Annotated in this window: 17 protein-coding genes; 8 read left to right on the top strand and 9 right to left on the bottom strand. The window is 46.0% G+C overall.

Features of this window, described 5'->3' with window-relative positions:
- Positions 1-10: 10 nt before the first annotated feature.
- The 4 genes from rsxC to metG all read right to left on the bottom strand — a co-directional run bounded on the left by rsxC (position 11) and on the right by metG (position 6072).
- Positions 11-2479 (bottom strand): electron transport complex subunit RsxC, encoded by a 2469-nt coding sequence (rsxC, locus tag G517_RS0100835; protein WP_028302818.1) that lies wholly within the window; start codon positions 2477-2479, stop codon positions 11-13.
- On the bottom strand, positions 2479-3105 hold the full coding sequence (gene rsxB, locus G517_RS0100830) for an electron transport complex subunit RsxB (protein ID WP_028302817.1): 627 nt from the start codon (positions 3103-3105) through the stop codon (positions 2479-2481). Before rsxB ends, rsxC begins: the two co-directional genes overlap by 1 nt.
- A gap of 92 nt (positions 3106-3197) precedes the next feature.
- Positions 3198-3779: an electron transport complex subunit RsxA gene (gene rsxA / locus G517_RS0100825; RefSeq protein WP_028302816.1), complete on the bottom strand. Its 582-nt coding sequence runs from the start codon at positions 3777-3779 to the stop codon at positions 3198-3200.
- 259 nt (positions 3780-4038) lie between these two features.
- On the bottom strand, positions 4039-6072 hold the full coding sequence (gene metG, locus G517_RS0100820) for a methionine--tRNA ligase (protein ID WP_028302815.1): 2034 nt from the start codon (positions 6070-6072) through the stop codon (positions 4039-4041).
- A gap of 280 nt (positions 6073-6352) precedes the next feature.
- Here metG and apbC point away from each other — a divergent pair, with 280 nt between their 5' ends.
- From apbC to G517_RS0100795, 4 genes are all read left to right on the top strand, one after another.
- A complete protein-coding gene (apbC, locus tag G517_RS17225) occupies positions 6353-7156 on the top strand; it encodes an iron-sulfur cluster carrier protein ApbC (RefSeq protein WP_084631997.1) in 804 nt (267 codons plus the stop codon).
- Positions 7157-7226: 70 nt separating this feature from the next.
- Complete coding sequence (gene dcd, locus G517_RS0100810) at positions 7227-7793, top strand: dCTP deaminase (RefSeq protein ID WP_028302814.1); 567 nt, start codon at positions 7227-7229, stop codon at positions 7791-7793.
- Positions 7794-7952: 159 nt separating this feature from the next.
- The gene (locus G517_RS0100805; RefSeq protein ID WP_036589979.1) at positions 7953-8855 is read left to right on the top strand and encodes an AraC family transcriptional regulator; all 903 of its coding nucleotides are present in this window, start codon (positions 7953-7955) and stop codon (positions 8853-8855) included.
- Positions 8856-9014: 159 nt separating this feature from the next.
- Complete coding sequence (locus G517_RS0100795) at positions 9015-11144, top strand: TonB-dependent siderophore receptor (protein ID WP_028302812.1); 2130 nt, start codon at positions 9015-9017, stop codon at positions 11142-11144.
- A gap of 107 nt (positions 11145-11251) precedes the next feature.
- On the opposite strand, the gene G517_RS17220 is transcribed toward G517_RS0100795, so the two are convergent.
- The 3 genes from G517_RS17220 to purM are packed head-to-tail and all read right to left on the bottom strand — an operon-like array spanning position 11252 to position 13722.
- Positions 11252-11974, bottom strand: a complete 723-nt coding sequence (locus tag G517_RS17220) for a DUF3108 domain-containing protein (RefSeq protein ID WP_051205793.1) — start codon at positions 11972-11974, stop codon at positions 11252-11254.
- 48 nt (positions 11975-12022) lie between these two features.
- Positions 12023-12667 (bottom strand): phosphoribosylglycinamide formyltransferase, encoded by a 645-nt coding sequence (purN, locus tag G517_RS0100785; protein ID WP_028302811.1) that lies wholly within the window; start codon positions 12665-12667, stop codon positions 12023-12025.
- On the bottom strand, positions 12667-13722 hold the full coding sequence (gene purM, locus G517_RS0100780; protein ID WP_028302810.1) for a phosphoribosylformylglycinamidine cyclo-ligase: 1056 nt from the start codon (positions 13720-13722) through the stop codon (positions 12667-12669). The genes purN and purM overlap by 1 nt, the downstream gene beginning before the upstream one ends.
- A 205-nt stretch (positions 13723-13927) precedes the next feature.
- Here purM and G517_RS0100775 point away from each other — a divergent pair, with 205 nt between their 5' ends.
- Positions 13928-14983, top strand: a complete 1056-nt coding sequence (locus G517_RS0100775) for a DUF2066 domain-containing protein (RefSeq protein ID WP_028302809.1) — start codon at positions 13928-13930, stop codon at positions 14981-14983.
- Between the two features lie 167 nt (positions 14984-15150).
- Positions 15151-16215 carry an AI-2E family transporter gene (locus G517_RS0100770; protein WP_028302808.1) on the top strand — a complete coding sequence of 355 codons (1065 nt, stop codon included), beginning with the start codon at positions 15151-15153 and terminating at the stop codon, positions 16213-16215.
- Between the two features lie 71 nt (positions 16216-16286).
- Here G517_RS0100770 and G517_RS17215 read toward each other — a convergent pair whose 3' ends face one another.
- Both G517_RS17215 and G517_RS0100760 read right to left on the bottom strand, forming a co-directional pair.
- The gene (locus tag G517_RS17215) at positions 16287-17054 is read right to left on the bottom strand and encodes a 3',5'-cyclic-nucleotide phosphodiesterase (protein WP_051205790.1); all 768 of its coding nucleotides are present in this window, start codon (positions 17052-17054) and stop codon (positions 16287-16289) included.
- 92 nt (positions 17055-17146) lie between these two features.
- Positions 17147-18781: an HD family phosphohydrolase gene (locus G517_RS0100760; protein ID WP_051205788.1), complete on the bottom strand. Its 1635-nt coding sequence runs from the start codon at positions 18779-18781 to the stop codon at positions 17147-17149.
- Between the two features lie 487 nt (positions 18782-19268).
- On the opposite strand from G517_RS0100760, the gene thrS reads away from it, so the two are divergent.
- Together thrS and infC are read left to right on the top strand one after the other, a co-directional pair.
- Positions 19269-21164 (top strand): threonine--tRNA ligase, encoded by a 1896-nt coding sequence (gene thrS, locus G517_RS0100755; RefSeq protein ID WP_028302806.1) that lies wholly within the window; start codon positions 19269-19271, stop codon positions 21162-21164.
- On the top strand, positions 21158-21727 hold the full coding sequence (infC, locus tag G517_RS0100750; protein WP_425413765.1) for a translation initiation factor IF-3: 570 nt from the start codon (positions 21158-21160) through the stop codon (positions 21725-21727). The genes thrS and infC overlap by 7 nt, the downstream gene beginning before the upstream one ends.
- Positions 21728-21780 lie beyond the last annotated feature (53 nt).

Raw genomic sequence — 21780 nt, 5'->3', positions numbered from 1 at the left:
GATTAAACCCTTAACATACGTCGGAACTGGTCAGCTGAGCTAATGTTTGCTCGGCACCGGTAAATTTAGTTTTGCAGCGTTCAACCACCGCTTGCTGAGCTTTAATCGCCTCTGGATCTTTGCTGTCCTGCGCTTCCGCTAAGGCTTTTTTAGCCTTCTTCAGAGCCGTACGAGTGGCCGCAACGATAATCTTAGCCTGCTTCAGTGCTTTTTCCTGTTTAGCCGCTAGATCGGTCTCGGGTGTGGCGTCAGACGCTGAATGACTTGCTGCTGCCGGGGCCTTTGGGGTAACGCCTTGCAAGGCCGCTAGCTTATCCGCTGCTTTTTCAGCATTCGCTTTAGCCGTAACGATTGCGGCTTCTTTGGCGGCGATCTCGTCCGTATCGCCAATACTTTGCGCATGAACTAATGCTTTTTCCGCTTTCTTCATGGCGGCCTTGCTGGCGGCTGCGGCAATTTTAGCTTGTTTTAGAATCTTTTCCTGATCCGCGCTTGGCGCGGCTACGGATTGCTCGTTACTTGCAGGTTGAGCTGAGGCGATCCCTAGCTGCTGTTCAATGTCCGAGACCTTATCTTGAGCCGCCTTAAACGTTGCTTCTAATTGCACTCTGTTTTCATCAGTGGCTTCAGCTAGAGCCTTCTCTGTTTTTTTCAGTGCTACGCTAGCCGCTGCCCGTTGAATCTTCAGCTTCTTAAGGGCGGCATCATCAAGGCCGTTTGGATTGGTGGCGACGGCAGGTTGAGGGTTGGCGCCAGCTTGAGTTTTAGCCTGCGCTCCACCGTTTAATTGCTGGTCGATAGCCGCTAGTTTCTCTTGAGCGGCTTTATGATTGGCTTCAAGGATAGCCTTGTTATCCGGGCTGGCGTTGCTATCAAGGGCCGCTTCGGTAAGGGCTTTTTCCGCTTTCTTCAAGGCGACGGTTGCAGCGGCCCGCTGGATTTTCAGTTTCTTCGCAGCGGCTTCATCTAATCCTTGAGCTAAACCTTGAGTTACAGGTGAGGCGCCAGATGTTGCCGGTGCTGCGGCTTTGGCGGCAGCGGATTTTGCCGCAGCAGCGGCCATGCGGGCATTTCGAGCGGCGATTTTTTCGGCTTCTTCACGTTCAAGTCGAGCTTGGCGTTGTTCAAAGCGAATTTTGGCCCGTTCTGCTTTCTTCGCTTCTTCCTGTTCTTTGTGAATCTCTGTTTTAGCAAAACGGTAATACTGCACCAGAGGAATACTGCTCGGGCAGACATAGGAGCAGGCACCACATTCAATGCAATCGAACAGATTGAATAGCTGGGCTTTTTCAAACTCTTCTGCTTTAGCAAACCAATGCAGCTGCTGGGGCAGAAGCTCCGCCGGACAAGCCTGTTCACACATGCCGCAGCGGATGCAAGGGCTTTCCGGTTCAGGGTCTGGGAACTCCTGTGAGGTAGGAGCTAATAAACAGTTGGTGGTTTTTACTACGGGGAGCCGGTCGCTGGTCAGGGTAAAACCCATCATAGGGCCACCCATGATTAAACGGCTAGCAAGAGCCGCGTTAAAGCCTGCAAAATCCAGCAACTCGTTAATAGGCGTCCCTAAACGGACATCGACATTCTGACGGCGGGTCATGGCGTTGCCGGTCAGGGTGGTGATACGGCTGATCAGTGGCTCACCCAGTATGACGGCCTTGGCGATAGCGATAGCCGTACCGACGTTTTGACATATCACGCCGATATCCGCGGGTAAGCCACCGGAGGGAACTTCCCGTCCAGTTAAAATCTGAATAAGTTGCTTCTCACCGCCAGAAGGATATTTGGTGGGTACGACCACTACATCAATATCCGTGTCTTTAGTGGCACTGTGTAGCGCTTTAATCGCTTCTGGTTTGTTGTCTTCAATACCGATCAGGCAGCGGCTAGGTTTAACCAGTTGAGATAAAATCTGTACCCCCTGAATTAGTCGTTCAGGGTACGTCCGCATCGCCATATCATCGGCGGTGATATAAGGCTCGCACTCGGCGGCGTTAATCACCAAGGTATCAATAGTATGCTGTTCCCGGATACGGGCTTTAACCGCTGTTGGAAAACCTGCCCCGCCCATGCCGACGATACCGGCCCTAGCGATAGCATTCAGTAGGGTTTCAGAATCAGCATTTTGCCAATCCGCTATAGGTTCCAGTTTCACCCAATCATCTTGGCCATCAGATTCGATGACGATACAGAGATCACTCATACCCGAGGCATGGGGAATCGGGCGCTCATCTATCGCCGTAACCGTACCTGAAATAGAGGCGTGAATATTGGCACTAATAAAATCATCCGCTTGAGCGATAAGCTGGCCGGTTTTAACGGTATCACCTACGCTGACCAACGGCTCCGCTGGTGCTCCGATATGTTGCTGTAACGGCAGAACAACCTGCTTAGGCAAGGGAGCTTTTACAAGTGCTTGCTGCACCGATTGCTGCTTATTTTCTTCTGGATGAATGCCACCGTGAAAATCCCATAGACGCATTAGACAGCTCTCCCATCAGTGGTAAAAGGACGATCTGAGGCAAACACTTGATGTTCAAAGCGGGCGTTAGGGCCTTGGGGGCGATTCCATCCCCAGTTCTTAACGGTGGTTTCAACAGGTAGCATATCAATACAGTCTACAGGGCAAGGTTCAACGCAGAGGTCACAACCGGTGCAATCACTTTCAATAACCGTGTGCATTAGCTTTGTTGCCCCAACGATGGCGTCAACAGGGCAGGCGATAATACATTTGGTACAGCCAATACACTCATCTTCGCGGATATACGCGACTTTTTTCACACCGATAGTGTCAGGATCAGCATCCAGCGGCATGGGGTCTCGCCCCATCAGTTCCGCTAGGGCTTCCATCGTACTTTCACCGCCGGGGGGGCATTTATTAATGTCATCGCCGTTGGCGATTGCTTCCGCATAAGGATGACAGCCTGGGTGCCCACATTGGCCGCACTGGGTTTGTGGCAGCAGGCTATCGATTTGATCGACGATGGGGTTGCCCTCCACTTTAAAGCGGATAGAGGCATAGCCTAGCAGGGCACCGAACAGGGCTGCCAGGGTAAGCAGGCCAGTAACGGCGGCTAAAACAGGGTGTTGTGCAAGAAACTCAATCATCTGTTTGTCCGGTATAAGCGAGTATCAGGCTCAAAAATCAATCGAGCACATTAAAAAAATGTTGCAGCTATTCGGATGCAGTTCCTGTCCTATTAAAGCTGCACCAGTCCGCTAAAGCCTAAAAAAGCGAGAGACATTAAGCCTGCAGTAACCATGGCGATAGAAGAACCTTTAAAAGGCGCAGGCACATCGGCGACAGCGATACGTTCCCGCATGGCCGCAAAGAGCACTAAAACCAAAGAGAAGCCAACGGCAGCACCAAAACCGTAAATGGTTGCTTCAACAAAACCACTATTGCGATTAAGGCTTAGCAGGGCCACACCAAGTACCGCACAGTTGGTGGTGATCAAGGGTAAAAAGATGCCTAACACGCGGTATAGCAGAGGGCTGGTTTTACGCACGACCATTTCGGTGAACTGTACAACTACCGCAATCATCATAATAAAGGCGATAGTTTTCAGATATTCAATGCCTAACGGCTCAAGCACAAAGTGATAAACCAGATAGCTGCTTGAGGATGAAAGGGTCAGTACAAAGGTTGTGGCCAGCGACATACCCATGGCTGATTCCAGCTTGTTGGAAACACCCATAAAAGGGCACAGGCCCAGAAACTGAACCAGAACAAAGTTGTTCACCAGAATCGTACTGATCAGTAGTAGGATGTATTCAGTCATCGGTTATCTTCGTCATAAGTTAGAGGATATCAGGCGGCGGATTATATAGAATCTTTCGCATATTGTGCTGATGCGTATCAGACCTAATTATTAAAGCGGCCTATTATCTTTCGTTATGTTATTACCTACAAGGAAAAAGACGGGCTTGCTTAGAGGATATAGTTATATGTAAGTGATACATATTCCTGAAGAGACCATAAAAAAAGCAGAGACGTGTGCCTCTGCTTTTTTATGATTTTTCTTCGCGTGATCTATGGTGTTATTTCACACGCATACCATTTTGTGCACCCTGGTCTGGTGTAAGAAGGAAAATATCTTCGCCACCAGGGCCTGCGGCCATGACCATGCCTTCGGATAAACCAAAGCGCATTTTTCGGGGTTTAAGGTTAGCAACCATCACCGTTTGACGGCCCACTAAATCTTCTGGTTTATAGGCTGATTTAATACCCGCAAAAACGTTGCGGCTTTCTCCGCCTAGATCTAAGGTTAGCTGAATCAGTTTGTCGGCACCTTTGACGTGCTCAGCGGCAACGATGGTCACAACACGAAGATCCAGCTTGGCGAAATCATCAAACTCAATCTCATCACTAATAGGATCTTCTGCTAGAGGGCCGGTTGGCTGCTCTTTCAGCTTTTGCTCTTCTGCCAAGACTTCTTTTGATGCTTCGATCATCGCATCGATTTTATCACTTTCGACACGGGTCATTAGTGGTTTGAATTTATTGATCTCGTGGCCTAATAGTAGCTGCTCACGGGAATCCCAGTCCAGGTTGTCTAGTTTCAGGAATTCAGCGGCTTGCTGGCTCATGACTGGTAATACAGGTGCTAGATAGGTGATCAGCTGACGGAATAAGTTGATACCGACAGAGCAAATCTCTAGTACTTCCTGTTCTTTACCTTCTTCTTTGGCCAGTGACCAGGGGGCTTTGTCGGCGATGTAGGCGTTGGCAATATCGGCTAGCTCCATCGTTAGACGGATTGCACGACCAAATTCACGTTTTTCGTAAAAGTCTGCGATCTGCTCACCCATTGCGACGGCATTTTGCAGCATGGCGGGTTCTGCACAGTTTTCTGATAATTGACCACCGGCTTTTTTCACAAAACCTGCGCAGCGGCTGGCGATGTTAACCACTTTACCAATTAGGTCAGAGTTTACACGGGCGGTGAAGTCATCAAAGCTTAGGTCGAGATCTTCCGGGCGACTGGTCAGTTTCGCGGCAAAGTAGTAGCGCAGGTATTCTGGATTAAGGAATTCTGCAAAGGTTTGCGCTTTAATAAAGGTGCCACGAGACTTGGACATCTTCTGGCCGTTGACGGTTAAAAAACCGTGGGCGTTAACGGCGGTCGGTTTGCGGAAATCAGCACCTTCCAACATGGCAGGCCAAAATAGTGCATGGAAGTTGATGATATCTTTGCCGATAAAGTGGTACAGCTCAGCATCGGAATCTTTGTTCCAGTAATCATCAAACTCCAGATCATCACGGCGGGCGCACAGGTTTTTAAAGCTGGCCATGTAGCCGATGGGGGCGTCCAGCCAAACGTAGAAGTATTTGCCCGGTGCATCTGGGATCTCAAAGCCAAAGTAAGGCGCGTCACGGCTGATATCCCACTCATGCAGACCTGCGTCTAACCACTCTTTTAGCTTGTTAGCGATCTGCTCGTGCAGGGTGCCGCTCTGAGTCCACTGGGTCAGCATGGACTGGAAATCTTGCAGCTTGAAAAAGTAGTGCTCAGATTCTTTTTCAACCGGTGTCGCACCAGAGATCGCTGATTTAGGGTTGATCAATTCTGCCGGTGTATAGGTTGCGCCACAGGCTTCACAGTTATCGCCGTATTGATCATCAGCTTTACATTTCGGGCAGGTCCCCTTGATAAAGCGGTCGGCTAAGAACAAACCTTTCTCAGGGTCGAACATCTGAGTAATGTTGCGGGTAGCAATATGCCCTGCATCACGCAAGCGCTTGTAAATCAGCTCAGAGAACTCACGGTTCTCTTCTGAGTGTGTGGAGTAGTAATTATCGAAGTTGACCAGAAATCGGTCAAAGTCTGCGCGATGCTCGGCGTTCACTTTATCGATCAATTGCTGCGAGGTGATGCCTTCTTGCTCGGCACGCAGCATGATCGCGGTGCCGTGGGCATCATCGGCGCAAACGTAGGAGCACTGGTGGCCCCGTTGTTTTTGAAAACGAACCCAGATATCGGTCTGGATGTATTCCAGCAGGTGTCCCAGATGAATGGAGCCGTTGGCATAAGGGAGTGCGCTGGTCACTAGGATTTTACGAGCTGATGACATGGTGTCTCTTTACGGGTTTGTGTTGAACGGATTGGGCGGGTGATAAGCCAGTCGGTGACGGTTGGCCTAAGGTGTTTTAACCTTTGGCAGGGACTGGCTTTCGCCGGTGAAAAAACAATCCGGTAACTATAGCGACTGAAAGGATTTTTTTCATCTTTGTATTACATTTTGTCAGGAGAAAAATCTGTTACCGGACTATTAACCCAGTGCTTTACTCGGGTATAGGCTGTGGTAAGCTTAAAGAAAGTTTATTGATGACGGTTTTAGAGATGAGGTTGTTATGCTGGAAGATGTAAAAAGTATTATCGCAGTAGCCTCCGGTAAAGGCGGTGTGGGCAAGTCCACGGTAACGGCAAATTTGGCGTTGGCGTTGGCAGCAAAGGGTTTTAAAGTCGGTCTGCTGGATGCGGATGTTTATGGCCCAAGTCAAGCGTTAATGTTAGGTGTTGCTGATGGTGTTCGTCCGCAAATGAAGGGTGAAAATACCTTTGGGCCTATTGAGGCGCAGGGGTTGTATACCATGTCGATGGCTTATTTAGTGACAGAAAAAACCCCTATGGTATGGCGTGGGCCTATGGTTAGCGGGGCTTTTCAGCAGATGTTAACGCAAACCGATTGGCCTGCATTGGATTATCTATTGATCGATATGCCGCCGGGTACAGGTGATGTGCAGCTAACTTTGGCGCAAAAAGTCCAGGTTAACGGTGCGGTTATTGTGACTACGCCGCAGGACATTGCTCTGCTGGATGCCAAAAAAGGTGTTGAGATGTTCCGCAAGGTGAAAATCCCTGTGCTGGGCGTGGTAGAAAATATGAGTCTGCATACCTGTAGTGAATGTGGTCATACTGAGCCGGTATTTGGCGAAGGTGGTGGCGAGCGCATCGCTAAAGAGTACGATACCGTGCTGCTAGGACAATTACCGTTAGCGTCAAGCATTCGCGAGCAAGCGGATAACGGTAGACCGTCGGTTATTGCTGAGCCTGATGGACAAATTGCAGGCTTTTTCTCAAATATTGCGGATAACGTGATTGAGCAGTTAAGCCTTGCAGGGCAAGATGCGCCAACGATTACCTTTGGTGATTGATAGATCTTTGTATCGGCAGCGCCAAGGCTGTATCATTTGAGGATTTTCAAATTTAACACGTAGGAAGTTTATGGCCATTAAGTCTGATAAGTGGATTCGCCGTATGGCTGAGTCCGATGCAATGATTGAACCTTTTGAGTCTGAGCAGGTGCGTTACGTCGATGGCCAGCGTGTGATCTCCTTTGGTACCTCAAGCTATGGTTACGATGTACGTTGCGCTAATGAATTTAAGGTATTTACCAACATTCATTCTGCAACGGTAGACCCGAAGAATTTTGACGAAAAAAGCTTTGTCGATATCAAAAGTGATGTGTGTATTATTCCACCCAACTCTTTTGCTTTGGCACGCACGGTTGAGTACTTTCGGATTCCCCGTAATGTGTTGACGGTTTGCTTGGGTAAATCGACCTATGCACGCTGCGGTATTATCGTTAACGTAACGCCGCTTGAGCCTGAGTGGGAAGGTCATGTGACTTTGGAATTTTCCAATACAACAACTCTTCCTGCAAAAATTTACGCCAATGAAGGCGTTGCTCAGATGCTATTCTTTGAATCTGACGAAGTCTGTGAAACCTCATATCGTGATCGAGGCGGAAAGTATCAAGGACAGGTCGGGGTTACGCTGCCAAAGACTTGATTCGCATTTTTCAGGATAAAAAATAAAAAGCACTTTCGGGTGCTTTTTTTATGCCTTAATTTTATGCCTTAAAAAGAACCTTAATGAATGAATCGTAAAAATAGATCATGCTACAATCACTTTTCAAATGATAATCATTATTAACTTAGCTTGATTCTTATGCCAAATAACACGACATTGACTCGTATTGAAAAAGTATTGGACTATATTCATGAGCACCTTGACGAGCCTATTTGTGTTGCCGCACTAGCGGAGAAGAGTTGTTGGTCCCGTTGGCAGTTTCAACGAGTGTTTGGCAATGCAACAGGGCTTACCGTCGCGCAATATGTCAGGGAGTTACGTTTGAGCCAAGCCGCTGAATTATTGTTAGGGAATCAAGATCGACATTTAGATATTGCCTTGGCCTGTGGCTTTGAATCTGACATCAGTTTTAGCCGAGCGTTTAAGCAGATGTTTCGGTGCTCCCCAAGAGAATATCGACAAAGAGGGAAGAGAATTGGCCTTCGAACACCTTTAAAACATTGCACACCAAAGCGGACTTGGAGTACGCCAACAGCATTCACTCAAATTCGTATCGAAAACCGAGCCGCGTTTAGCATTACTGGATGTTGCGACTGGATCTACGGTCCTTTTTCTGAACAACCCAATTTTATCGAGCGAGTGCCACAAGTATGGAGAGCACTTGAGCAAGAAAGGATGAGTTCACCAATATCACCAAAAGACAGTCCGATGGGTGTTATTGATAATCGTAAACAAAATGAGCATCCTGAGCGGCTTTTATATTGGGCCGGTTATCCGGCTTATGGGCCATATCCTTCTTCTTGTGGGTCATACCCTGCTCCGAAAGTGCTTAATATCCCAGAGCAGGAGTATGCTGTTATCCCCGTTCATGGGATGGTTAGCGCCCTAGAGTCTGCAGTGGAGTGGTTTATTGGGCACTGGCTGCCGGAGTCTAATTATTCAGGGGCTTCTGGTTTCGAATTAGAGGTCTACTCACCCAATTACAATCCCATTAGTAACGATAGTTACATGGAATACTGGCTGCCAATTGAACCTCGTTGACTGGCCTTTTGTTGACTGGCCTTTTGTTGACTGAATTGTTGATCGGGGGATCTGGATGATCGAGAGGAATATGCACCAAAAGGTTAAGTTTCATTTTAAGCGGGCTAGTATAATGAGAGTCATTCTCAATACTATCTCTGTTGTATTCTTGGAGTACGAATGAAACGCTCACTGTATTTTAAACCTACATTATTGGCTGCCGCTATTGCCGCAGCGTCTTCTTATTCCTCTTCTTCCTATGCCGCTGGAACGGAAGCAAGCTCAAGTGAAGAGAACATCTTGAGTACCTTGGAGATAAAAGGCCAAGCCTATCGTAATACTGCAACGAAAACTCAATTGGACCCCGATGAGACACCGCAGGCGCTCTCTATTATTAGTGCAGAGAATTTAGATGCGCGTGGTGTGGAGACGGTGGCTGAGGCTGTTCGTTACAGTTCTGGGGTTAATACCGAGTTGCGCGGCGGTGCGGTAACGCGCTTAGATCTGTTTAATATTCGAGGCTTCGACAACGATACGGTGCTTTACGATGGTTTGCCGCTACTTTATAACGACTGGAATTTACAGCCGCAAATAGATGTTATTGCTATTGAGCAAATTGAGATTTTCAAAGGGCCTACATCAACGCTATACGGTGAAATGCCCCCCGGTGGTATGGTCAACTTGATCAGCAAGGCACCACAGGATCGGTCGAAAAACACGATTGAAGTTACCGTTGGAAGTGATAAAAAACGTGATATCAGCCTGGATACAACAGGGGGGGTTAACAAGGATATTAACTACCGTGTTGTTGCCCGTGCTAATGAATCTGACGGTCAAGCGGTGACCTCAGAGAACAAGCGTGTGCTGATTGCGCCCTCCCTCGATATTAGGCTCTCTGAAAGTACCCAGCTTAATCTCAATATGTACTACCAAAATGACCCTGATATGGGGGTTTACTCATCGCTGCCTTCAAAGGGTACGGTTTATGATAATAGCAATGGACAGCTTAGCTCTGATGCCTACGCTGGCGATGCAAACTGGGATGTTTATGATCGAGAAGTCCTGTTGTTAGGCTATAAACTAGATCATAAAATTAATGATACTTGGCGCTTTTTGCAAAATACCCGCCTGACTATGGCTGATGCCTATCAAGAAAATACCTATTCTGCAGGGCTAGATAGCAACGAAAGAACTTTAAACCGCCGCGCTTATTTGACGGATGAGTCGTCAGAGGGCGTCAATATCGATAACCAGCTTTCTGCGGTATTTGATATAAATGATACAGAGCACAATATCTTAGTCGGGTTAGATTACCTTAAGCTGAACTCGGACATCCAATACGAAGATGCTGCCGCACCTAGTCTTGATTTGTTTAACCCAAACCATTATCAAATTGTTACCGGTGATCTGGATTTTGCAGCGTCAGGCTACAGTAGTGATTTCACCATTGAAAAAGAGCAAGTAGGCTTCTATTTACAAGATCAGATTCGCTTAGATAATTGGGTCTTTATTGCTGGCGGACGATACGACAATTTTACGTATGATGAAAGCGGCACAAAATACGGTGCAGCGGCGAGTACTCGCATTGATCAAAGCCAACTCAGTGGTCGAATAGGTGCGCTTTATCAGTTTGATAACGGACTCTCACCATTCGTTAATTATGCGCAAAGTTTTGAGCCTATAAGCGGTTCTGATAAAAGCGGCAACGCATTTGATACCTCTACCGCCAGTCAATGGGAAGCCGGTATTAAATACCAAAGCAGTGATTTCGTCGCCAGTGCAACAGCCTTTGAAATTACCAAAAGCAATGTTTTAACCAATGACCCTGACGGTACAGCATACGACCAAATTCAAGTTGGAGAAGTACGTTCTCGTGGCATCGAGCTTGAAATGCAAAAAGAGGTGACACAAGCATTAAGTGTGACAGCGGCCTATACTTTACAAGATGTTGAGGTGACAAAAGACAATAGTGGTATTGAAGGGAATACACCTATTTGGACACCGGATCAGCAACTGAGTCTTTGGCTGAACTATGCCCCGCTTACTGGCGCATCATTGGGTGCAGGGCTTCGTCATGTTGGTGAGATGCAAATAGATTCCGCTAACTCAGATACAGTACCTTCTTACACGCTGGTTGATTTGTCTGTTGGCTATGATTTAACTCAACTATCCGCCGATTGGCAGGGTACAAGTGTGAAACTGGCTGTTTCTAACGTTTTCGATGAAACCTACTACAGCTGCTATGACACTTCTAACTGCTGGTTTGGTGCGGATCGTTCGGTTGAGGTTAGCGCCCGATATAGCTTTTAAGATGTTTTAATTATAACGAAATGCTCTAATAAGGCGCTCCTCCTATAAATGAAAGGGGCGCTTTTGATAAGAGATATTTTCATAGAAAGGCTTAGCGAAAGGCAGTATTAAAAGCCTTCCACTTTTTTTCCTGCTAACGTTGCTTTGACTAAAAACACCGGCTCTTCTTTATCTTTACGAAGAACGGGTGAAATTCTAACCAATAGGTTATCCCAGTCTTTAGCCAGCCAAACAAGATGTTCAACATCCATTTCAGAGTGACGCAGGCTTTCTAGTTTGAATGTGTTTAAGCGGCCCATAGGGGTTTCGATCACTTCTTCACCGACGACTCGAAAGGTAAAGTTTTTAATTCTTCCGCCATCGGCAACCGGGTATTGGAACTGTTTTTGTTTCGGGTGTTGCATTAGGTCGTAACGGAGTTTTAGCTGGTAACTTAGTAGGTCTTGCGCGTCTAGAGGAATATCCATTTTCCACGGTTTGTTATCAATATCATTGGTTACTTGCTGTCGATCCCAATGAAAAATAACGTTCTGCTCTTTGCTTTTACCAAATACTTTTTGGTAGCGGCGATACAGTAAGGGCTTAAATTCAGAAGTTGACGTGATAAAAAATGTGCTGGTTTGCTGGATGCGAGCAAACCAATTTTTAGCACGAAAATCGAGAATCCACTGGCCGTTACGGGATTGCTTGAGTGTGCGCTCTGCTTCAATATCAATACTAAAGCCAAGATCATAGGAGGTTTTATAGGTAGCGCTAAAAGGTTTAAGAGGAAGCGCATAGCTGGGAACTGCTAATAACCATAGAGGTATAAGTAGTATCCATTTCAGCATAATGCGCCTCCTTTTTGGCTTATTGCTGTTGGTCTATATGGGCTGTCGTTACAAGGTTAACCGTGGAATGTTACCTTCTAACGATACGCCATCCAGGTGAGGGGTGCCGTTTTGTAGTTGAACACGGCCCTGCATAAACCATTTAACGGCAATCGGGAAGATCTTATGCTCTTGAATAAGCACCCTCTGTGCTAGTGCTTCAGGTGTATCACCCGATAAAACAGGGACGCTGGCCTGCATAAAGACAGGGCCACCATCTAGCTCTTCCGTTACGAAGTGTACGCTAGCACCATGTTCACTATCACCGGCTTCAATAGCACGCTTATGGGTATGCAAGCCTTGATATTTGGGCAATAGTGATGGGTGTATATTGATGAGCTTTCCGCTATAGCGACGAACGAAATCCGGCGTTAAAATACGCATAAAACCCGCTAAGATAACGAGATCGGGTTCAAATTCATCAATTTTACGAATCAAGTTCAAGTCAAAGATTTCACGACTTTTATAGCCGGTGTGATCAATAACCTCGGTATGGATGCCCACATTTTTCGCGCGCTCCAAACCGAAAGCCTCAGGCCGATTACTAATAACCGCGCTGATATGGCCGGTGATTTCACCGGCATCAACGGCATCAATAATCGCTTGAAGATTACTACCGCTACCAGAGATAAGTATAACAATTGAGCCAGACATTATTTTGCCAGGCCCTGTAGTTCTACTTGCTCTTCTTCAGCATCAGCTTCTGCGATAGAACCTATCTGCCAAGCGGTTTCGCCTTCGGCATTGAGTAGGTCGATAGCCGCTTGGGCGTTATCTTGATCAACAACGAGAATCATGCCAACACCGCAGTTTAGGGTGCGATACATTTCATATTCTTCTACGTTGCCACCACGCTGAAGCCAATTAAAGACCTCTGGACGCTTCCAGCTGTTGAGGTCAACCACGGCTTTAGCCTTTTCAGGTAAAACGCGAGGTAGATTTTCTTGCAGACCGCCACCGGTGATGTGAGAAATAGCATGTACAGGAAGCTGAGCAATCAACTTAAGTACTGATTTCACATAGATGCGGGTCGGTGCCATTAGAGCATCGGCAAGAGACTGACCATCAATCATTTGATTGAGGTCTGCGTCGGTTACTTCGATGATCTTGCGGATCAGAGAGTAGCCATTGGAGTGTGGGCCGCTAGACGCTAGACCGATCAAGGCTTGGCCAGGCTGAACGTTCGTGCCGTCAATAACGTCACTCTTTTCAGCAACACCAACGCAGAATCCGGCTAGATCGTAATCTTCACCCTCATACATGCCCGGCATTTCAGCGGTTTCGCCGCCAACGAGTGCAGCACCGGCCTGTAAGCAGCCTTCGCCAATACCGTGAACAACATCTGCTGCGATATCAACATTCAGCTTGCCCGTGGCATAGTAATCAAGGAAGAAGAGTGGCTCGGCACCACATACCACAAGATCGTTGACGCACATGGCAACAAGATCGATGCCGATGGTGTCATGTTTTTTTAGATCCATCGCTAAGCGTAGTTTGGTGCCTACACCGTCGGTGCCGGAAACCAAAACAGGCTCGCGGTAGCGAGTAGGCAGTTCGCACAGTGCGCCAAAGCCTCCGAGGCCACCCAATACTTCTGGGCGGTGTGTGCGTTTGGCTGTGCCTTTGATGCGCTCAACCAGTGCATTGCCTGCGTCAATATCAACGCCAGCGTCTTTGTAACTAATCGATTTTTGCGTGTCGGTGCTCATGAAGGATCCTGTGGAATCGCAGTAGGATAATCAGCGCGGGATTGTACCCTACCTCGGGGCAAGGGTCACTCGCTTTGGCGGGTGCAATGCTGGGTTTTTAGTCTGATTCACAATACGGTTATTCTTTCTGGCAGATAGGCTGTGCTCAACAACGGCATCAGGTAGAATGTCTTCGGTTACGGTAGCCAGGGTAGAAGAGGTTTGCATGGTGAAATTTTGGGTTAGCTGTTTGGCGACTGTTTTGCTGATAACAGGTGTGATATTTCCCGCGATGGCGGTACAGATTGATGGCTTGTTTGAGAGTGAGAGATTTGTTAGCGATCAATCGGTAGAGCAAAGAAAGCGTGCGGCGAAAGCTGGTTTGTCTGAAGTTCTTGTGAGAGTTTCTGGGCACAAAAGCACGCTAAGAGATAAAAGTGTTCAAAAATTGCTAGAAAATGCTGAGAGCTATTTGGCTCAGTTTTCCTATCATGAGAATGCCGATACCGCTAAACAATCTCGTTATCGATTGAAAATGCGGTTTGAAGGTAAAAGTTTAGTGGCGCTGTTAAGCCAGTCCAAGCTATCTGTTTGGGGTGGGAATAGGCCTAATGTGCTTGCATGGCTTGCGATTGACGGCCCCAATGGGCGTTTTGTGGTGAATAGCGAGAACAATCCCCTCTTATCAGAGGTTTTTGAAGCGGAAGGGCAGCGACGGGGCGTGCCTATATTGCTGCCGTTAATGGATCTGGACGATGAGCGCTTGATTAGCGTGAGCGATATTTGGGGGCAATTTAGTGACCGCATTAGCGCCGCATCGGTACGTTATGCGCCTGATGCCATATATAGCGGGCGCTTCTATCGTTCTGGTTCTGGCTGGCGCGCCCACTGGCTTATGCAGGCGGGTAATCAAAGACAGGTTATAGAGCTTCAGTCTGATCAAATACGTGAGCTATTCACAAAGTCAGTTGATGCTTTGGCCGAAATATTGGCCAAAAAATATGCGGTAGTCGTTAGTCCTACTCATATTGGCGATTATGCTTTTAACGTTGTAGGCATTAAAAGTATTGCTGATTACTCTAAGCTTAATCATTACCTCGGTAGTTTGCAGATTGTCGAGCGGGTTGAAATTGCCCGTATAGATGATAGCGGTGTGGCTTACCGAGTGGCTTTGAAAGGCGATAGAAGTCAGTTCCTATCTGTACTTGCCTTAGATTCTTTTTTAGAGTCCGATAAGGCCACCGTTGATGGTTTGGAGCAAAGCTTCTTCTGGCGGCCTTAGACGGTGTTTAAATATCTACGTACTTAAATGCTTATGTATTTGAATGCCTGTGTACTTGAATGCCTGTTTACTTAGGAAAATACTGAGGTAAAAGTACTTATTAGTAATTGGTAATGGCACCTATTAAAAGGTATTAGTTTATACAGTAGTCATTAAGGATGGTTGTAATGGGTAGTGTTCAGCAAAGAATTATTGTCATTGCACTTGTTGCCAGTGTTGCGCTTATCTATTTGTTACAGCCTATTCTTATGCCGTTTTTAGCTGGCATGTTATTGGCCTATATAGGTGATCCCTTTGCAGATTGGTTGGAAGATAGAGGGCTATCACGACGATTTTCAGTTGTCTTGGTTTTTTTGTGTCTAACGTTGTTTTTTACTTTGTTACTGCTTTTTCTTATTCCTTTGCTCGGTCGACAGTTGGTATTAATTCAGGAGTTTATTCCTGTTGGCATTCACTGGTTAAAATCAACTGCAGTTCCGCTACTTGAGCAATATACCGGTATAGAAGTCGGTACGTTTGAGTTTGATATGATTCAAAAGGCGCTCAGCGGCCATCTTGGTCAAGCGGGTTCTATTGTTGGGTTGGTTTTAAAGGAAATTGGGCAATCGGGTATGGCCTTGATCGGTGGTCTCATCAATATTGGACTTATCCCTGTGGTTACCTTTTATCTATTGTTGGATTGGGATCGCTTGAAGTTTAAAGTGCTCAATTTATTCCCTAACCGTTATCAAGAAAAAACTGAAGCTTTGGCTGTGGAGTGCGATGAGGTTTTAGGCTCTTTTATTAAAGGGCAGTTGCTTGTCATGCTTTGTTTGAGCGTTATTTACGCTTCGGGGCTTTGGCTGGTTGGGCTTAAATTGGCGTTGGTTGTTGGTTTGCTTGCAGGGCTTGCCAGTATCGTGCCTTATCTTGGCGCTATTATTGGTATCGGTGCGGGGCTTTTGGCTGGCTGGTTTCAGTTTGGAGAGTGGATGCCGCTGGTCTGGATCGCGTTAGTCTTTGGTGCTGGCCAGTTGTTAGAGAGCTTTGCTTTAACGCCGCTGCTAGTGGGAGATAAGATTGGCTTGCACCCTGTGACCGTTATTTTTGCGATTATGGCAGGTGGTCAGCTGGCGGGTTTTGTTGGTGTGTTGATCGCTCTTCCCGTGGCAGCGATCATTATGGTGTTACTACGCCATCTGCACGATTATTATAAAGACAGTGACAGTGATTGCATCGAGCCGAAGTGTTAGTTAGTAGTCAACGGCTAGAGCTTAACGATTAGGCTTTAATGGTTGGAACTATTTTATAGTTGCAACTAGGGTTATAGCTGAATGCTATCGCCACTTTTAATGCAGGTGATCTTATAATCTTTGAGCTCTTCGTGTAATTCTTCGGAGATTTGGACTTCTAACCCCGGTTTTAAATGAGAGATCATTAAATGAGGCCGGTGCTTTAGCTTCTTAATATCTTGTGCCAAGATCTGAGGCGTGTAGTGCTTAGCTAATTTGCTGAGGGACTCCATGCTGTTGGGATAACCGGCCTCAATCATAAGCGTGTCAACTCTTGGCCGCTTATTAAGCTCTTCCCAAAGGGTATCATTAGTAGCGGTATCGCCACTAAACGCAAACGTTTTTCCTTGCTGGTTTGTCACGACATAACCTACCCCAGGCACGACATGTTCGACGGGCACTGCGGTTATGTTGCGCTCTCCAACCTGTATATCTTGATAGGGTGCTATCTCGTTGAAAACCAAAACAGGTTTTTCTTTATTCGGAAGCTCAGAAAAATCAGGCCATACTACCCAATTAAAGATATGAGCTTTAAGTGCTTTAATCGTTTCTGGTAGCGCATAAACCTGTATCGGTTCTTCTATTTGGCTGAAAATGCTATCGACCAAAAAAGGAAGAAAGGCAATATGGTCAAGATGAGAGTGTGAGATGAAAATATGCTTTATCTGAATCATCTGTTGCATTTGAAGATCGCCAACGCCGCTTCCAGCATCTAGCAGAATGTCGTTATCAACTAATATAGAGGTTGTACGGTTACCAGGCCCGATGCCTCCGCTGCAGCCTAGAATCGAAATCCACATCGTTGTAATGTCCTTTATCTCATGCTGGTTATGGTTGTCGCTTGCTTATGGGTATTTTTTATCGTTAAGCTGGTGTTTTTTATCACTAAGCATTAGCTAGCTATCCCTGGCAGGCTTGAAGTATCAACCTTATCAATTTGTTCAGGTTTTAGAAACTTCGTTGCATATTGCAAATATGTCTTTGTTGTTACAAATAAACGAAAAATATCAGGATCTAAATGATTATCTTCAACCATGCGTCCCATAATCGTTAATGCCTGAGTTAGTGGCATCGCTTTCTTATACGGTCGATCGGCAGATGTTAGAGCTTCAAAAACATCGGCGACAGCCATAATGCGTGCTGGAATAGACATCTGGTCGCGAGTTAACCCTTTAGGGTAGCCTTTACCATCCATTCGTTCATGGTGCCCGCCTGCGTATTCTGGAACATTACGCAAGTGCTTTGGAAATGGAAGCTGCTCCAACATGCGAATTGTGATCGTCATATGATTATTGATGATCTCACGTTCTTCTTGAGTGATTGTCCCTCGGCGGATGCTCAAGTTATAACACTCATCTTCTGTAATAAGAGGCTGTGTGTTGCCCTCCATATCGATCCACGTCAATTTTGACAGGCTTTCCACATGGGCGATTTTTGTGTCGGCCATAAACTCCCCGCCCTTATTACACTCTCTAACGTACGTTAGATCTTCTGCTAGGGATTCAGCAAGTTTTTCATAGTGATCAATGATGGAAGTGTGATCTGTTTCGCCTTTTTCAAACGCACTAATCCTTTGTTTTAGCATGGATATTTCTAGATCCCGCTTTAGGATTTCAAAACGCGCAGCAACTAATTCAATTCTATCGTGGATAGTTTCTAGCTTTGTGGCTTTCTCTACCACATGAACGGGGGTTGTGATTTTTCCACAGTCATGCAGCCACGAAGCGACCTTTAATTCGTAGCGATCGGATGAATCCATCGTAAAGGACTTAAAATAATCATCATCTGAATTATGGGCGGCCTCTGCGATCATCATGGTGGCTTCCGGCACACGGCGACAGTGATTGCCCGTGTGAGGTGACTTGTCATCGATGGCCGTTGCGATTAGTTTGATAAAAGCATCAAACAGATTTTGCATTTCATCGATTAGCTCTTTATTCGTTAAAGCAACGGCTGCTTGAGATGCTAGAGATTCAGCAAGTTCTTGATCTTGATGTGAAAAAGGAATAACGATGCCATTCTCATCGACCTTATTCAGCAGTTGAAGAACGGCCATGATATCGTTTTCATGGTTGGTCATCGGGATTGTTAGAAACGACTTAGAGCGATATCCCGTGCTTTCATCGAATTTTCGGGTGCCGGAGAAATCAAACTGAGTGGCTGTGTAGGCATCTTCAATATTGATGGTTTTGTCGTGCAGGACTGCGTAGGCAGCAATCATCTGCTCGTTTGGTGTTCCATCTTCTAGAAAAAGAGGCAGCGGGCGAAAGTTTGCACTAATCGGCGCGCCTGTCTTCCCTCCGAGCTTAATGCCCAAAGAGTCGGTGCGGACAATTTTAAACTCAAGAGATTTTATTTTGCTGTTATAGAGATACAGCGTCCCACCGTCGGCACTGGTTAGCTTTTTGGCATTGATTAGAATCCGCTCGAGTAAGCTGTCCATATCACTTTCAACGGAAAGAGCAATGCCAATCTCATTGAGCGTATCAAGTGTTGATATATTGGGCGCGAGACTGAGGTTTTGCATAAAAATTGCCTTGATTACGAGTGCTCGGGTCTTGGTCTAGAACTTGGTTTAGAGCTTTATTTGGAGCTTGGTATAGAGTTTGATCTAGTCATGTTCTTCTGTGGGTGCTTATTTATCATTCGCTGTATTAAAACTGATATGTTTTTAGCATCCAATTTGTAGCCTGTGGCTTAGTTGGGATTAAAACTATGACTTAAGTGCCTCAATATACAATGAAAAAAAGAAAAAGGCTGCACCAGCAGCACTAATAAGGGTACTAAGGCTATGATAAAGGCTGTATTTTTTAGTGTCATCTAATGTTTTTGCCCATGCGATAGCGCGACCGTTCTTGAAGTGATATTATCTCGCGCCTTGCCTCTTCAAGTGTTTGTTTTTTTGCATTCTGACTAGGTTTTCGTGAAGTTAATATATTGTTTAACTCGTATTTTCTAATCAATTGACAGACAGGCCTTTCGTAGGGGTCGGTCTATGTGATATAGGACTTGTCATGCCCGTAATTACTCTTCCTGATGGTAGTCAGCGTTCATTTAATCAAGCGGTAACTGTACATGATGTTGCTGCGGATATCGGCGCTGGTTTAGCTAAAGCCGCATTAGCCGGTAAAGTAAATGGAACACCCGTTGATACTTCATTTCTTATTGAAGAAGACAGCGATCTTGCTATTTTGACCGCCCGTGACGAAGAAGGTATTGATACCATTCGCCACTCATGTGCTCATTTGATGGCTATGGCTGTCCAAGATCTGTTTCCAGAGGCTCAGGTTACAATAGGGCCTGTCATTGATAACGGCTTCTACTACGATTTTGCATTTGAACGCCCATTTACGCCTGAAGATTTAGAAAAAATTGAAGGGCGCATGAAAGAGTTAGTGAAGAAAGATCACAAGATTGATCGTTCTGTATTATCTCGCGAAGAGGCTATTCGTCTATTTGAAGAAAAAGGTGAAAAGTACAAAGTAGAGATTATCAAGGATATTCCTGGTGATCAGCCTTTGTCTTTTTATAGTCAAGGTGATTTTATTGATCTGTGTCGTGGTCCTCATGTGCCATCGACAGGTCATATTAAAGCATTCAAATTGATGAAAGTTGCCGGTGCTTATTGGCGTGGCGATTCTAAGAATGAAATGCTACAGCGTATTTATGGTACCGCTTGGGGGGATAAAAAAACCCTTAAAGAGCATTTGCACCGTTTAGAAGAAGCTGAAAAACGCGATCACCGTAAGCTGGGTAAGCAGCTGAACCTGTTCCATATGCAAGAAGAAGCACCGGGCATGGTGTTTTGGCATCCTGAAGGCTGGTCTTTATATCAGACCATTGAAAGCTATATGCGCCGCATGCTGGATGACCATGATTATAAAGAGATTAAAACACCACAGGTTGTAGAACGTACTCTTTGGGAAAAATCAGGCCATTGGGAGAAATTCCATGACCAGATGTTTACGACTCACTCAGAGCATAGAGACTACGCCGTTAAGCCGATGAACTGTCCTTGCCATATTCAGATCTTCAACCAAGGCCTGAAGTCATACCGTGACCTACCGCTACGTTTGGCTGAATTTGGCTCGTGCCACCGTAATGAGTTTTCTGGTTCTTTGCACGGCTTGATGCGTGTTCGTGGCTTTACTCAAGATGATGCGCATATCTTCTGCACAGAAAATCAGATCCAAGACGAAGTATTAAACTTTATTGATTTCTTACATAAGGTTTATCATGATTTTGGTTTCACCGACATTGAATACAAACTGTCGACTCGACCAGAAGAGCGCGTAGGTTCTGATGAAGTCTGGGATAAGTCTGAGCGAGCCCTTGCTGATGCTTTAACCATGAAGAACCTTGATTGGGAAGAATTGCCAGGTGAAGGTGCCTTTTATGGCCCTAAAATTGAATTCTCACTAAAAGATTGTCTCGGTCGTGTGTGGCAATGTGGTACTATTCAGGTAGACTTCTCGATGCCGGGGCGTTTAGGCGCTGAATTTGTTGATCACGATGGTGAGCGTCATACACCTGTCATGTTGCATCGTGCGATTTTGGGTTCTTTCGAGCGCTTTATCGGTATTTTAATTGAACACTACGCTGGCGCACTGCCGACTTGGTTGGCACCAAAACAGCTTGTAGTAATGAATATTACTGATAAACAAGCCGATTATTGCTCAAAAATTGAAAAAAGCCTGAGAAATAAAGGCATTCGTGCATCTTCGGACTTGAGAAACGAAAAAATCGGCTTTAAAATCCGTGAGCACACAATTCATAAAGTGCCTTATCTTGCCGTTATCGGCGATAAAGAAGTAGAGTCAGGAACAGTAGCTCTGCGTACTCGGTCTGGTGAAGACTTAGGTAGCATGAGCTTAGAGCAAGTAGAAGCCCTGCTGAGTTCTGGCTGCTAAAAAGAATTATTGGAGATTTAGCTATTAAGCGGAATAACCCAAGAGGTCGCAACGTAGAGGTTGCGCCAATTAATGAGAACATTCGTGCTAAGGAACTGCGCTTAATTGATGCTGATGGCGAACAGGTGGGCGTTGTACCACTTGCTGAAGCCTTAGCGAAAGCTGCAGAGGCCGGTCTGGATTTGGTTCAAATTGCTAAGTCTGAGCCGATCGTATGTAAGATTATGGACTACGGTCGTTATCAGTATGAGCTGAAGAAACAGAAAGCAGCTCAGAAGAAGAACCAAACTCAGACTAAAGTCAAGGAAGTTAAGTTCCGTCCTGGTACGGAAGATGGGGATTATCAGGTAAAACTGCGCAACCTGATACGTTTCCTTGAAGAGGGTGACAGAGCAAAAATCACACTACGTTTTCGTGGTCGTGAGATGGCTCACCAAGAACTGGGTATGAAGCTGATGCAACGCATTGAAGCTGACCTCGGTGATATGATTGTCGTTGAGTCTCGTCCGAGACTTGAAGGCCGTCAGATGGTGATGCTGCTGTCGCCGAAGAAGAAAAAGTAATCCTGGTTCAATATCTTAACCGCTTTGCTTGATCGTCTAACGATCAGGCTTAG

This window comes from Oceanospirillum maris DSM 6286 (assembly GCF_000422865.1).
Classification (GTDB): Bacteria; Pseudomonadota; Gammaproteobacteria; order Pseudomonadales; family Halomonadaceae; genus Oceanospirillum; species Oceanospirillum maris.
The sequence above is the reverse complement of the archived record's forward strand: the minus strand, read 5'-3'. Positions and strand labels throughout refer to the sequence as shown.

Bases quoted from the DNA above. Each gene is read 5' to 3' on its own strand.
- rsxC (WP_028302818.1), bottom strand. From the start codon at position 2,479: ATGCGTCTATGGGATTTTCACGGTGGCATTCATCCAGAAGAAAATAAG.
- rsxB (WP_028302817.1), bottom strand. From the start codon at position 3,105: ATGATTGAGTTTCTTGCACAACACCCTGTTTTAGCCGCCGTTACTGGC.
- rsxA (WP_028302816.1), bottom strand. From the start codon at position 3,779: ATGACTGAATACATCCTACTACTGATCAGTACGATTCTGGTGAACAAC.
- metG (WP_028302815.1), bottom strand. From the start codon at position 6,072: ATGTCATCAGCTCGTAAAATCCTAGTGACCAGCGCACTCCCTTATGCC.
- apbC (WP_084631997.1), top strand. From the start codon at position 6,353: ATGCTGGAAGATGTAAAAAGTATTATCGCAGTAGCCTCCGGTAAAGGC.
- dcd (WP_028302814.1), top strand. From the start codon at position 7,227: ATGGCCATTAAGTCTGATAAGTGGATTCGCCGTATGGCTGAGTCCGAT.
- G517_RS0100805 (WP_036589979.1), top strand. From the start codon at position 7,953: ATGCCAAATAACACGACATTGACTCGTATTGAAAAAGTATTGGACTAT.
- G517_RS0100795 (WP_028302812.1), top strand. From the start codon at position 9,015: ATGAAACGCTCACTGTATTTTAAACCTACATTATTGGCTGCCGCTATT.
- G517_RS17220 (WP_051205793.1), bottom strand. From the start codon at position 11,974: ATGCTGAAATGGATACTACTTATACCTCTATGGTTATTAGCAGTTCCC.
- purN (WP_028302811.1), bottom strand. From the start codon at position 12,667: ATGTCTGGCTCAATTGTTATACTTATCTCTGGTAGCGGTAGTAATCTT.
- purM (WP_028302810.1), bottom strand. From the start codon at position 13,722: ATGAGCACCGACACGCAAAAATCGATTAGTTACAAAGACGCTGGCGTT.
- G517_RS0100775 (WP_028302809.1), top strand. From the start codon at position 13,928: ATGGTGAAATTTTGGGTTAGCTGTTTGGCGACTGTTTTGCTGATAACA.
- G517_RS0100770 (WP_028302808.1), top strand. From the start codon at position 15,151: ATGGGTAGTGTTCAGCAAAGAATTATTGTCATTGCACTTGTTGCCAGT.
- G517_RS17215 (WP_051205790.1), bottom strand. From the start codon at position 17,054: ATGTGGATTTCGATTCTAGGCTGCAGCGGAGGCATCGGGCCTGGTAAC.
- G517_RS0100760 (WP_051205788.1), bottom strand. From the start codon at position 18,781: ATGCAAAACCTCAGTCTCGCGCCCAATATATCAACACTTGATACGCTC.
- thrS (WP_028302806.1), top strand. From the start codon at position 19,269: ATGCCCGTAATTACTCTTCCTGATGGTAGTCAGCGTTCATTTAATCAA.